The 13,041-nt window shown below is 52.4% G+C and carries 9 protein-coding genes; 5 read left to right on the forward strand and 4 right to left on the reverse strand.

Going from position 1 to position 13,041, the window contains the following annotated elements; translation table 11 throughout:
- Positions 1-324: 324 nt before the first annotated feature.
- Both AB1L42_RS08710 and AB1L42_RS08715 read left to right on the forward strand, forming a co-directional pair.
- Positions 325-522, forward strand: a complete 198-nt coding sequence (locus tag AB1L42_RS08710) for a hypothetical protein (RefSeq protein WP_367053395.1) — start codon at positions 325-327, stop codon at positions 520-522.
- Between the two features lie 116 nt (positions 523-638).
- Positions 639-1,046, forward strand: coding sequence for a hypothetical protein (locus tag AB1L42_RS08715; RefSeq protein WP_367053397.1), 408 nt, complete (start codon positions 639-641; stop codon positions 1,044-1,046).
- 337 nt (positions 1,047-1,383) lie between these two features.
- On the opposite strand, the gene AB1L42_RS08720 is transcribed toward AB1L42_RS08715, so the two are convergent.
- From AB1L42_RS08720 to AB1L42_RS08735, 4 genes are all read right to left on the reverse strand, one after another.
- Positions 1,384-1,701, reverse strand: coding sequence for a hypothetical protein (locus AB1L42_RS08720; protein WP_367053400.1), 318 nt, complete (start codon positions 1,699-1,701; stop codon positions 1,384-1,386).
- Positions 1,702-1,975: 274 nt separating this feature from the next.
- Complete coding sequence (locus AB1L42_RS08725) at positions 1,976-2,551, reverse strand: hypothetical protein (RefSeq protein ID WP_367053403.1); 576 nt, start codon at positions 2,549-2,551, stop codon at positions 1,976-1,978.
- A gap of 265 nt (positions 2,552-2,816) precedes the next feature.
- Positions 2,817-4,202 carry a DUF1552 domain-containing protein gene (locus AB1L42_RS08730; RefSeq protein WP_367053405.1) on the reverse strand — a complete coding sequence of 462 codons (1,386 nt, stop codon included), beginning with the start codon at positions 4,200-4,202 and terminating at the stop codon, positions 2,817-2,819.
- Entirely contained in the window at positions 4,202-6,130 is a 1,929-nt protein-coding gene (locus tag AB1L42_RS08735; RefSeq protein WP_367053408.1) for a DUF1592 domain-containing protein, read from the reverse strand. The genes AB1L42_RS08730 and AB1L42_RS08735 overlap by 1 nt, the downstream gene beginning before the upstream one ends.
- A 664-nt stretch (positions 6,131-6,794) precedes the next feature.
- On the opposite strand from AB1L42_RS08735, the gene AB1L42_RS08740 reads away from it, so the two are divergent.
- The 3 genes from AB1L42_RS08740 to AB1L42_RS08750 are packed head-to-tail and all read left to right on the forward strand — an operon-like array spanning position 6,795 to position 12,695.
- Complete coding sequence (locus AB1L42_RS08740) at positions 6,795-8,348, forward strand: efflux transporter outer membrane subunit (RefSeq protein ID WP_367053411.1); 1,554 nt, start codon at positions 6,795-6,797, stop codon at positions 8,346-8,348.
- Complete coding sequence (locus AB1L42_RS08745) at positions 8,341-9,573, forward strand: efflux RND transporter periplasmic adaptor subunit (RefSeq protein WP_367053413.1); 1,233 nt, start codon at positions 8,341-8,343, stop codon at positions 9,571-9,573. The genes AB1L42_RS08740 and AB1L42_RS08745 overlap by 8 nt, the downstream gene beginning before the upstream one ends.
- Positions 9,574-9,620: 47 nt before the next feature.
- A complete protein-coding gene (locus AB1L42_RS08750) occupies positions 9,621-12,695 on the forward strand; it encodes an efflux RND transporter permease subunit (protein ID WP_367054817.1) in 3,075 nt (1,024 codons plus the stop codon).
- The last annotated feature ends 346 nt before the right edge of the window (positions 12,696-13,041 follow it).

A 13,041-nucleotide genomic window follows, 5' to 3' on the forward strand; every position in this document is an offset into this window, starting at 1 on the left:
TTTCTTAGCGGTCTTGTACCTCATCGTTTGCTGACATCTGTTCAGTTCCAGGACCTGCTGCAGTTTTGTCTGGTGCTGTTGGCATGTCGTCTTCCGCTTGCCATACCTCGGTAATTAAGAGCACGTTTAGTTTGGGTGTGGACATCGAACGAGGTCATGCTGATAGACAAGCTTTCGTCGGTCTGGTCTATGCCGTAGAATACTTCATCGGGACACTTTCACGGCATGCAGTCCCATCGAATAGGCGATGTGGGAGGACAAGCGATCTGTTCGGTTCGCTCGGTGGGGATGGTTCGTGCATAAATTGCGAAATGGGTGATGAGCATGGAGAGTCGCAAACCGTTGGTGATTACAAGCCGGCTCGCGTTCTATGTTTCTCTGTGCTCAGTCATCGTTGTGACTGTTGTGGGGCAACTTGTCGGTGGGGTCGGGACTGTGTTTCCGAAGACGTTTCCGGTCGAAGTTTTGAGATGGTGTGGGTTGGCTGTGATCGCGGTTGTCGCGATTCTCAGTTGCGTCTGACCGCCGTATCAGCACGTTATGAGAGGGGAGCTTACTTTATCGTCAGTTGTGTCTTGAGTGTGTGGATCGCTCACTGTCTGATGAACATTCTCTGGTTCTCCAGCCTTGAGCGATAAATGGACAAAAAGACGTCTCCGTACATGATCGCGAATACCTGCATGAGTTTGGCGGGGCTGACGTCATGCGTGGCTGGCGCAGTGTTTACGTATATTGATCAGCGAGTTGGTCCAATCGCGACTTTATTAGTGACGGTCGGCATTATGCTAACGTTTTATGATGATTGGCGGTCGCGAAGCGTGCTTGCAACGTGCGTGGCTTCGACGTTTACGGTTGCACTGATAAGTTGGTATTTCGTCGTTTTTGAGATTCTGCCGGGGAATTCGGAGTTCACCCCAGCCCACATCTTCGATTGTTCGATTGTCGTTGCCATCGCCGCTTCTTATTGCATCCTCTCCATTGGGATTTGGCGTGACAATGTGAAGTACTACCGGCCCAACGATTCCGGAGCAGAGGCGTCGGGATGACTTGATGAATGAAGAGCGTAGCATATCGCAGATCAATTCTTTCCATTAAACCGGGAAGGGTGAATTCGGCTGAGGCAGCACGCGATCAAAGAATGAGCGGCGGGCAGTGACATCGACAAACAGCCCGCTGTGTGGGGCGAGCAACATTCCCCTTGCTTCAAATGGTTCAGTTTCCACCCGGTGCGACAGATCCTTTAGCGGCCGATGAAGGTCTTCTACGATCGCGACGGCGAGAAGGTCGTGATTACGCCAGTGGGATAATGAATTCTTACCATGCCCACCCGGTCGAGCGCATGGCACACGTGCTCGACACAATTCTCACTGAATCCTGGGTTGCTCATTCCCTCGTCAGATGAGTTTCATATTCGTCGCTGCCATGCGGTTTCACCTCATTGTGAGATAGAACTCGCGTCCGGAGTACCAGTTGGCAATATGCAAGAGTAAAGAATAAGATTCCCAGCATGGGGCCGATGAAATACCAGTGGCGCGAAAGTGGGTGGCCAATCACAACTGCAGCAAAAACACCTCCAAGAGTGACTGTTCCACAGAAAAAGTAGCAGAATCCAGTGAACTTGAGGATGAGCGGGTATGTTGCCGAGTAAGCAGGTCCACGTTCGGACGAATGATGACGATTGTCGCCAAGAGAATCATTCATGGTCGTGAAGCCCGCTACTGGTTTCGTTGGCTTGTGCGTTCGAAGCGGTGCGAAAAGTCTTCCGGAGTGACGCGCAGAGTTTCCTGCGCTCGCTGCAGAAACAGAATTCTAATCTTAAACCAGTGTGTCGGGACGATCGATAGCAGTTTTAGAGAATTGAGTAAGCTGAATTCGGCAAGGCTGTATTCGATGCTCGATGATTTCGAAGTTGAAAGGAGTCTGGACGCTTTCTGTGCCGCGGCCAGCCCTTCATCCGCTGAAGTCAAAGACCCCTTCAGGGTGACTCATTGATTTGAGGGATATTTACCCAGTGAGGCTTGCTTTCCAAGCAGGCGACAGCTTCGCTCTTCAGTTTTGACAGACTCTTGGGTTCTTGAAGTCGATTTATTGTCGATGCAATGAGTTGGCCAAGTCGGTACTCACGACTGGTCGAGAGGTTAGGCGGCATTGCCTCAAGTGCTTCGAGTACTTCTTCTTCAGACCTATGTTCGGTCAGCAGTTCTAATAATTGTTCGTGCAGTTCCCAACGATCAGGTTCGTAGCTTAGTCCCTTTCGGCAGTTTGCAATCGCATCCTCGTATTCAGCTAAAGCCGCTTTGCTTTGTGAGATCTGTAAGTAGGCACCAGCGATAGCGGAATAAGTGCACTGGTCGCGTTCCGGATTGGGAGTTTCGCGAGTCGTAGCAAGGATTGCCCTCAACAACCTAAGGCGATCGCTGTGAAGGTGGATCAACTTTCGGTGGTATTCCTCAATTTGTATTCTGTTCCAGGACTTTTCTCGGGATTCGACAATCCTGAGAATGTTCTCAAAGAGTAGGCTTTCTTGTCTTTCCATTTCTTCAGGGACCATGTTCAAGTCTCTCTTGAAGAACTCAGGTGATTGGGGACAGGAAGTGTGAAAGCCGGAGTGTGTTTCGTAGAAGGGGCCAAGGAGTGTGGTAGATGCGATTGTGAAATCGTTGATCGCTGTGCGAAGGATATTAGATGTTTTCTCGCTTCGAAGGTGATCGAGTACGTGGTGAACGTTGGCCACCGGTGCAAGTATATCCCACAAAGGCTGAGATGCTATCGCTTAACAGCCCGAACTCCATTGCAGAAACAGGCTTCCTCTGCATTTAGAGAACGGTCGTGATTTCTTTGAGTTGTTTGGTGGCGATTCCGACGGGGCGGTCGATGGGGACTCCGATGCAGGTGAGGAGAGTGGTGAGCAGGTCGCCCTGGTTGCCTTTGATGTCGGGGAGGAATTGGCCGGTTTTGAGTGAGCCGTTTCCGCCGCCGGCGAGGATGAAGGGGAGGTTGGCACGAGTGTGCGTGTCACCGTCTTCGAGGCCGGAGCCCCACATCATGATGCTGTGATCGAGTAGGGTTCCATCGCCTTCCTGCAGGGAGTCCATCTTCTTGACCATGTAGGCGAATTGCTCGATGTTGAATTCGGTGATCTTTGCAACCTTCTCGACTTTTTCCGGTTGGTTGCGGTGATGTGTCTGTGAGTGGTGTTGGTCGTTGAATCCGAGTTCGGGATACGAGACTCCATTGGGAGTTGAACCGATATACGAGCTGATGCGTGTTGTGTCTGTTTGAAATGCCAGCACGGTGAGGTCACACATGACCTGCATATATTCGCTTCGTTTGTCTCCCTCGGGGATTTTAATATCGATGGGAGGCGAATCGGCGGACTTATTGTTTTTTGAACCGTGGCCGGCCTTTTCGAGTGCTGCTTCTTTCTGGCGAAGCTCGATGGCTGCGATGCGGCGTTCGACCGACCGGACGCTGTCGAGGTACTCATCGAGTTTTTGCTGGTCGGGAGTTGGTAATGTCCGTCGGAGTTCTCGGGCACCGCCGAGGACCAGGTCGAGCATGCTTCGGTCGAGCGGTGTTCCCAGTGGGGAATTCTTCCCGCTTGAGTCTTTCGTGTTAAACAATCGGTTCAGCACGTTTCGCGGGTTAATTTCAGCGGGGACAGCTTGCGTGGGAGAGCGATAGCTGCAATGCGAGTAATAGGCTTCGTTGAGTCCAGCCTGATTTTCTTTCCAGGTTTGAGGCATGGTTGCCAATTCCAGTGACGGCAACGGCGTAAAAGCACCGACATAATTGGCGGCGATTTGGTCGGCTGAAATCGCGATGTTGATTTCGTTTCGTTTGTCGGAGTTGGGGAGCGTCGCTGTCAGCCATGTCGAAAGTTCCAGCGCGTGCGGAGCCCCGTTGAATGGGCCCGTTCCGACGCCAGCGATGCCTTTCATCATCAGGCATTTGTTGAGCACTGGTTCCAGCGACTTCAGGGCAGGCGGAGGAGAAGTGAGGAAGCTTTCCGCAGTGGCTGGCCAGAACTGATCCATGATGACCCCGTGGGGCATATACATGAATGCAAGTCGGGTTGGCGATGGCTTTGCTTTTCCGCCGACGGTGTCTGCCCATCCCATCACGTCCAACAGTGGCAAGCTGAGAGAAGCTCCCAGACCTTTCAGACAGGTGCGACGATTGATCAGTGTGTGATGACTCATTATTTGCTCCGATCTTCTTGAACTCGTCGATGGGTGAAGGGGTAGCTGGTGACGACAGCGGTGATGAGAGTTTGCATGCGATAATCATCGTCGGCGATCTCTTGCATGAGACCGTCGACCACGATTTCGTCGTAGCCTTCGAGGCTTCGACACAAACCGTAAGCGAGCAGTTTCTCGACCAGATTTCGCGCGAGTTCGTCGACGCGGCTGGCGATCATGGCTTTCAGTTCGGTCGGGTTCGAGAACTTTCGTCCATCAGGAAGTTCACCAGCAGCGTCGATGGCGTCTCCTTGGTCGTCCTGGTCTCTCCATCTTCCGATGGCATCATAGTTCTCCAGACCGAATCCAATTGGATCGAGCAACTTGTGGCAATTTGCACACACAGGATCAGTTCGGTGTAATTCTGTTCTTTCGCGAAGGTTTAGGTTCGCGACCGATTGTTGATCCTGGCTTTCGAGAGCGGGAACATCGGGCGGGGCAGCCGGAACGTGATCTCCGAGGACTTGTTCGAGAACCCAGACCCCGCGTTTGACGGGGCTTGTGCGATTGGGAAATGAGGTCACCGCGAGGACACCGGGCATTCCCAAAATTCCGCCGCGACGAGAGTTCGACAGTTGAACTCGTTGCATTTCGCTTCCGGTGACTTGGTCGTCCAGTCCGTAAACTGACGCGAGAGTCGGATTGAGGTAGGTGTAGTCAGCATCGATGAATCTCACGACGCTTTGATTTTCGCGAACAATGCTCTCGAAGAAGAGTCGAGCTTCGTCGTACATCGCCAGTTTCATTTCGTTGGTCATCTCCGGAAAGACTTTCGGGTCGAAGACCTGATTTTCGAGTCGATCCAGCCCGAGCCACTGAGCTCCGAACCCATCAAACAGCGCACGCGACCGTGGATCGATCAGAAGGCGTTTCACTTGGGACTTGAGAACGGAGGGTTCGCGGAGTTTTCCCTGATCGGCCAGTTCCATGAGTTCATCGTCTGGCATCGATGCCCACACCAGAAACGATAAGCGAGAGGCGAGTTGATAGTCGTCGAGGGGGACGATCTGTTCGGTTGGCTCAACGTCAGTCGCGGGTGTGATGAACAGAAACTGAGGCGAGACGAGGACAGCTTTGACCATCAGGCGAAGGGCTTCGGTGTCCGAAAGATCGTTCTCACGTCCGAGTTCGAAGACCTGTGTGAGGGTGTCGACTTCTTCACTTGTCGGCGGTCGACGGAAAGCTTTTCTGGCGAGGGTACGGGCACTCTCACGGATGTCGGCATTGGAGAGTTTTGTTTCTTCGGAAAGAGTTGTTCCGAAGAGAGTCAGCTGCTGCTCACTTGATGGAGACTCACCGTTGGGAAAAACTTCGTTGAGAACTTTTTCTGCGATTGCGAGGTACTGTTCAATCTGCAGAGGTGACAGCGAATTGAGATAGCCTGCTCCGCTGACTTCGTCAGGGAGGTCGTTTGCGACCTCTGGATTCACTCCGAACAAGTCGCGGAGCGTGTTGCTGTATTCGACTTTCGTGAGTCGTCGGATGATGAAGAGTCCCGGATCTCGCGGGCTCAGATACTTAATTTGAGCCACGCCCTTGAGAAAGGCTTCGCGGTCTTCGTCTTTAGGAAGGCGATCCGCGTAGTCGGGCGGCATGTCGTGAGCACGGACTCGAGCGATCGCTTTCTTCCATTGCTCATGGAAGGCTGCGTCTTCCGGTTTCGGAAGTGCTGGAGAGAAATTCACTCCGGCTTCGGTGGGTCTTCGATTTTGATGGCAATCGAGGCAATAGCGTTTGATAAACGGCGCGACGTCATCTTCGAACGACTTTTTCGCTGCCGCTTTTTGCTCGCTGTGGTCTTCGTCAGCGTTTGCGTGTGGTGTCAGAGGCAAGCACACCGAACAGCACAGTGCAGCGACACACCATGCGAAGTGTTTGAAGAGAGACACTTCTGTGTTCTTTGCGAGACAACTCAATCAACTACTCCTCACTGTCTCAACATGCGATCACTGCGAGAGTCTTGCAAAGTCGAAATGCATCGCTTTGGGTTTCTCGCTGTTTTGCGTTCAGTGGTTGAACTCAAAACCAAACACTCGAAGGTGTTGACTCCAGGCGTGATATCGCATCAGCTCATCGAGCGGTCAAACCGACGATGATTGGTATTCTCTCGGGTGGGAACTTCTGGTGGGATGAACGGCACCTGATGAGGTGGATTCATAAATTCGAGTCTATACGACAGTCATCGCTTCGCAAAGCAAGTTTTCAGAATCGAAACACAATTGCGGTATCAACGTTCCGATTGTCGGACCGGGAGGAACTTGTGACCGGTTTCGCAACTCACGTGATTGCATCGCATGCCGAGTGTGCGTGCGAGTCGCGGGGGTCGATGGGTTCCTTCCCGTCTCTGTCAGTAAATTGACCGACCAACTAGGTCAAAATCTGTGGCTCTTAACTTGAGGGTTTTCTCTCGATTTTTGCTGAGTTTGAAATTGCTTCAAATGTTGAGAACTTCTGGCGAAATTTGGCTTCCAAAACGTCAATTCTTGCCGGTGAATAGGCGTGGGAATGGACTGCGATTGAGGCAATTGATCACGACGAATAGATTGCCGGGCTATGGCCTCTCACCACACAATCTGGACGAGACACGGAAGCTGCGCACTGCTGTTGGTCGTGCTTCAGTTGGCACAGGGTGGTTGCGCCTACCGTGATGCCGCGGTGGTTGATTCCCATCAGTATGATCCGCCATTCTCGTACAGCGGAGACGTACCGGTTCCGGATCTCTGGTGGACAGCCTTTCAGGATGTGGAACTGAATGGGCAAATTCAGCAGGCGATGCAGAAGAACTACACGCTGGTGGCGGCTTTCGAGAGGCTTCGCGCAGCTCGGGCTCTGACTCGTCGTGAAGCTTCGGATCTCTGGCCGGATGTGGACGGGTTCAGTGAAATGAACTCGACGATCTTGACCGATGGACCTAACCGTTCGAACTATGCCTTCGGCGTTGACGTCTCCTATCAGGTCGATTTGTGGGGACAGATTGAGTCACGCGTGGAAGCTCAGAATTTTCGAGCCACCGCGACTCAGGAAGATTATTACTTGATCGCTTTGACTTTGTCCGCCGAAATCGCGTCGACTTATTATTCGCTCATCGAGGCACGTGCTCAGCTGGAACTGCTTGACGAACAGATTGAAACCAATCAAACCGGAGCTGAGCTACAGGAAGCACGGTTTGAGCTTGGACAGATTCGAAGTGCCGACCTGTTGCGTCAGCGGCAACTTGTTCAGTCGACTCGTGAACAGGCTGTTGTTGTCCGAGCACGAATTGAAGTTCTCGAACACTTGCTCGCCGTGCTGCAGGGGCTGCCTCCTCAGTTGCTCTATTATGAGACGGGATCAGTTCTCCCTGACCTGCCTCCTCTGCCTTCGACCGGAATTCCGTCTGAGCTGTTGAATCGACGACCGGATGTTCGTCGAGACTTCTTCCTGATTCAGGCAGCAAATCAAGATCTTGCGTCGGCGATTACGTCACAATATCCGCGATTGAATTTGTTTGGGACGCTCACGACAGCTGCGGACAATCCCGATCAGATTTTCCGCGACTGGATTCTGCTGTTGGGAGGTCAACTGATCGGTCCCATCTTCGATGGCGGAGAACGGCGAGCGGAAGTGGATCGCACAGATGCAATTGCACAACAACGGCTAGCGGAGTACTCTCAAACGGTGCTCATTGCCTACCAGGAAGTTGAGGACGCTCTGACGTTTGAACATTATCAACTGGAGAGAATTGAACGTCTTAATGACCAACTGGAACTCGCACACCAGTCGTCGATTCAACTTCGTGAACAATACCTCATCGGTGAGGTTGACTACCTAGATGTTTTGAGTGCGATTACTGGAGAACAACGATTGCAGCGTGAAGTTTTATCTTCTCGTCTGGAACTGATTTTAAATCGTATCTCCTTGTATCTCGCCCTCGCTGGAGGTGTCGACCCTTGCCCCGTTCAACTGCCAGTAGAAGTTTCTTCGTATACAGAGATCCCGGTCCCAATCGAAGTTCTCGAACCAGTTGAAGCCCTACCCATTGAAGTCCCAATACCATCCGAAGTTCCGTTACCTCCAGAAATTCCTTTGCCCGTAGAGATTCCTTCAGGGAGCCCCGCACATGAATGAGGTCGCAACCATTCGACCGAAAAGGTTGTGGGCCCGCGTCTTAATCACAGGTTTCATTTGCCTTGCGATCCTCGGAGCATCCGCTGCGGCGATCGTGATTATCAATCAGACCGAACCGACAGCCCAACAGATTGAAGCGACTCGTAAGTCTGCAGCACTCGTCCAGACCGTTTCGGTGAAGCGAGGAGATTACTCGCCGCGTCTTGATGTATTAGGAACGGTCCGCCCTGCTCAGTCGATTGTCCTCAGCCCGCGAATCAGTGGCCAAATCACTGATGTTGCTCGGAGCTTTGTTCCGGGAGGAATGGTTAAGAAGGGTGAAGAACTCCTGCGAATCGACCGAGTCGATTTTTTGAATGCATTGTCGATCAATGAAAGTGAATTGTTGCAGGCGAAGGCGGAGCTCGAGATCGAGCAGGGTCGACAGACTCTGGCAAAGAAAGAGCTTGCACTTCTTGAAGGCACCATCGGAGAAGCAAATCGGGCACTTGTTCTTCGTGAGCCGCAAATCGCATCGATCGAAGCACAGGTCAGTGCAGCCGAAGCCGCTGTGGAGCGAGCGCGTCTGAATCTTGAGAGAACGAGCATCATCGCTCCGTTCGACGCTCACATCGTGGATTGTTCCGTGAACGTTGGATCGCAAGTGGCAACGGGTGATGAACTCGCTCAACTTGTTGGTGTTGAAGAATACTGGATCTTTGCTTCTGTCCCGATTCGAAGTCTGCAATGGGTTCAGTTTCCGGAAACAGATGGAGAAGGCTCACGGGTCACTCTTCGGAATCGAGATTCCTGGCTGCCAGGAACGAGTCGCACAGGAACGGTTTCGCGACTGATTGGAACACTCGACCAGCAAACCCGATTGGCTCGTGTCTTAATTACAGTTGCAGATCCGCTTGCATTAAACATGGATGCTCCCCCACTTATTCTCGAGAGTCTCATCGAAACTCAAATTGAATGTCGGCCCATTAACGACGTCGTCCGCCTGAAACGTGATTACGTTCACGAGGGGGACACGATTTGGGTCATGAAGAACGACAAACTGGAAATTCGCAAAGCAGTGATAGTGTTCCGAGACGCGGAATTCGCGTACGTTCAGTCAGGCCTTTCAGACGGTGAACAGGTTGTCATCACAACGCTGGCAACGGTTGCTGAAGGAATTGACCTTCGCAAGGTCGATGAATTCTCCGGATTCACAGAAGAGTTGTCTGAGGAGGCAACGAATTGAAGACCGATCAGGACGATCAAAAACTGCAAGGCGGCGCAATTGCATGGATGGCCAGCAATTCGATCGCTGCCAATCTGCTGATGGTGATCCTGCTCGGTGGAGGAATCTGGTCGGCCTTTGCGATCCAAAAGGAAGTCTTCCCGCAGTTTCAGTTGGACATCGTTGAAATCACGGTTGGCTATCCGGGTGCTGCTCCTGCGGAAGTCGAGCAAGGCATTCTACAACCGATTGAAGAAGCTGTTCGCGGCGTTGAAGGTGTTCGCGAAATTGTCAGCGAAGCGAGAGAAGGTCGTGGCGAAGTTTTGATCGAACTCGTCGCAGGCCAGAATCGCATGAAGGTCTTTCAAGACATCGATCAGGCTGTCAATCGAATTCAGACGTTTCCCGACGACATTGAGCAACCGGAAGTTCGGCTGCAATCTCGTCAGCAGGAAGTGATGCAGATCGGGCTGTATGGCTCCGTCGATGTCTGGACACTCCGTAAGCTTGCTGAGCAACTCAGGGATCAATTGCAGGTCCACGAAGAAATCACTCAGGTGGAACTGGGGCGAGCCCCCGAATACGTCACTCATATTGAAATTCCGCGACAGCGGCTCAGACAATACGGACTGACACTTCCCGATGTGGCACGCATCATCCGGACGTCGAGTCAGGACATCGCGGCCGGAACGGTTCAGACGACGTCGGGTGAGATCCTGCTGCGTGTCAAAGCCCGGAAACAATGGGCGGATGAATTCGCTCAGATCGAAATCGTCGCTGCCAACGACGGGCAAATTGTCACGCTCGGTGACATCGCCGAGATCCGAGACGGGTTCGAAGAAATTGGGTTTCACTCACAGTTCAGTCAAACTCCTTCGATTGAACTGGAAGTCTACCGCGTCGGAAATCAGTCTCCGATCGACATTGCGAATGCCGTCGAAGAGACGATGGAACAATTCGAGAGCGCGCTCCCACCGGGTGTCCAATGGCGAATTGATCGCAACAACGCGGAAGAGTTTCGTCGACGACTGGAACTCGTGCTCGAAAACGCTGTGATGGCGGTGGTAATCGTGCTGGTTATCCTCGCTTTGTTTCTCGAGTTTCGACTCGCCTTCTGGGTCATGATGGGGATGGTCGTCTCTTTCGTTGGGGGAATCATGCTGCTTCCGCTCGTCGGAGTCAGTATCAACATGATCTCCTTATTCGGCTTTCTCATCGTTTTGGGGATCGTGGTCGACGATGCCGTTGTCGTTGGTGAGAACGTTTATGAAATGAGACAGGAGAAGGAGAGTTCACTCGCCGCCACGATTCAGGGCACGCAGGAAGTCGCGGGACCTGTTGTTTTCAGCATTCTGACGAACATTGTGGCGTTCGTCCCGCTGATCTTTATTCCCGGTGAGACAGGGAAATTCTGGGGACCGCTTCCGATTGTCGTGATTGTGGTCCTCTGTCTTTCGCTGATCGAGTCGCTGTTTATTCTTCCTGCTCACCTTGCTCACGCTCGAAGTGGAGAACAGCATTCGACCGGGATCGGCGCATGGCTGCATGGGCGACAACAGGCCTTCAGCAACGGGTTCACTCGGCTCGTCGACATTATCTATCGCCCGATTCTCCTGCTGTGTATGAAGTATCGCTACGTCACTGCATGTCTGGCGCTCTCCATCTTTTTAGTGGTCAGTGCTTACGCCGCCAGTGCGCATATGGGTTTGATCCTCATGCCTGCGGTCTCTGCGGATGAAATCGAAGCTGGGATTCGAATGCCCGTCGGGACGACTCGTGACCAAGCTGCCAGAATTGCTGAGGTGGTTACACAAGCCAGCCAGCGTATGTTCGAAGAACACAACCTGCACGAAGTCGCAGAGGGAATTAAAACCAACGTGCGGGGGCAGAATTTCATCGATGTTGAAATCGTCCTTAAGCCGCCAGATCAGCGGGACATGACCGCCGATGAAGTGATTGAACTCTGGCGAGATTCGATCGGTGATCTACCCGGTGTCACGCAAGTGACCTTCGAAGCTGAAAGTGGTCCAGGCGGAGCACGTCAGGATATTAGCGTCGACTTAAGTCACAACGATGTCGACGTTCTCGGACTGGCAGCCAAAGCATTCGTCGAACGCGTTGAACGATTCTCGAACACACGCGACGTGAGTGACAACTACAACAAAGGGAAGTCGCAATTCGATTTTCGACTGCGACCGGAAGGTCGTGCGCTCGGACTGACCGACGAAGAACTCGGGAATCAACTTCGTGGGGCCTTCTTCGGGTCACTCGCACTTCGGCTTCTCCGAGGAACAAACGAAATCGAAGTTCGAGTCAAACTCCCGGAGAATGAACGTGAAGATGTTCATCATCTGGAGGATCTGGTAGTGCGGACGCCCGGAGGAGTGGAGGTTCCGCTTCTCGATGTGGCCGACGTGGAGAAAACGGAAGCGTTCTCATCGATCAACCGTCGCGATGGTCGACGAGTCGTCAATGTTTCGATGGACGTCGAACCCAAGCGGGCGATCGTGCAGGTCATCAGTGCGTTGCAAAACGAAGTGCTTCCGGAACTTCGTGAGAACTACCCCGGCCTCACTTGGAGCTTCGAGGGGAGCGACGCTGAAATGCGCGAAGCGACCGCCTCGTTGTGGGGTTCATTCAGCCTTGCCATTGCTGTTGTCTATGCACTTCTCGCCATTGCGTTTCGAGGATACATCCAACCACTCATCGTGCTGATTGCGATTCCGTTCGGAATTGTCGGAGCGATTGCCGGGCATATTATGCTCGGTTATGACCTCTCACTCGTGAGTTTGATGGGGGTGATTGCGTTGTCCGGAGTGGTGATCAATGACTCGCTGATCATGATCGATTATGCGAATCGACAGCGAAAAACACAGTCCGCATTCGACGCGATTTCACAAGCTGGAATTCGACGATTCCGACCGATTCTGTTGACGACAGCTACAACTTTCGGGGGACTCATTCCGCTCATTTTCGAGAAGTCGCTTCAGGCACAGTACATTATCCCGATGGCGATTTCGCTCGGTTTTGGAATCCTCTTTTCGACCGCGATTATTCTCGTACTCGTTCCCTGCTTGTACCTCATTCTGGAAGACATCGATCAGTTCAGAAAATCTCTCTCAGAGACTGTTCAGTCGAACTAAAGCACTTTGCTCTCTTCAATCTACTTGCTTGCGTGGTCTCACTTTTTACAAAGCTGAGTTTGCTCGCGTGAGTCAGTGCAAATCGATTAAGAATGTTCTAACAGCCTTCGAAAGGCTGCCGTCGCTATTTTTGAGGCGTGACTTCCGCGTTCGCTTGATCGCCAATCCAGGCAATCGAGCAACATCCGCCTCCGCCCGGATACAAACCACCGCCGACCTACACGAGGGAATTTCCTGAGTGAAAGTTGTCAGAGCAATGTCCAGTCAGCGGGATCGATACCAGGATCAGGGTTTCGACGAAGCCGATGATGCCTCCCAGGATTAAGATCCCGTAGAGTGGTTCCGT

Source organism: Thalassoglobus sp. JC818 (assembly GCF_040717535.1).
Lineage (GTDB): Bacteria > Planctomycetota > Planctomycetia > Planctomycetales > Planctomycetaceae > Thalassoglobus.

Bases quoted from the DNA above. Each gene is read 5' to 3' on its own strand.
- AB1L42_RS08710 (WP_367053395.1), top strand. From the start codon at position 325: ATGGAGAGTCGCAAACCGTTGGTGATTACAAGCCGGCTCGCGTTCTAT.
- AB1L42_RS08715 (WP_367053397.1), top strand. From the start codon at position 639: ATGGACAAAAAGACGTCTCCGTACATGATCGCGAATACCTGCATGAGT.
- AB1L42_RS08720 (WP_367053400.1), bottom strand. From the start codon at position 1,701: ATGAATGATTCTCTTGGCGACAATCGTCATCATTCGTCCGAACGTGGA.
- AB1L42_RS08725 (WP_367053403.1), bottom strand. From the start codon at position 2,551: ATGGTCCCTGAAGAAATGGAAAGACAAGAAAGCCTACTCTTTGAGAAC.
- AB1L42_RS08730 (WP_367053405.1), bottom strand. From the start codon at position 4,202: ATGAGTCATCACACACTGATCAATCGTCGCACCTGTCTGAAAGGTCTG.
- AB1L42_RS08740 (WP_367053411.1), top strand. From the start codon at position 6,795: ATGGCCTCTCACCACACAATCTGGACGAGACACGGAAGCTGCGCACTG.
- AB1L42_RS08745 (WP_367053413.1), top strand. From the start codon at position 8,341: ATGAATGAGGTCGCAACCATTCGACCGAAAAGGTTGTGGGCCCGCGTC.
- AB1L42_RS08750 (WP_367054817.1), top strand. From the start codon at position 9,621: ATGGCCAGCAATTCGATCGCTGCCAATCTGCTGATGGTGATCCTGCTC.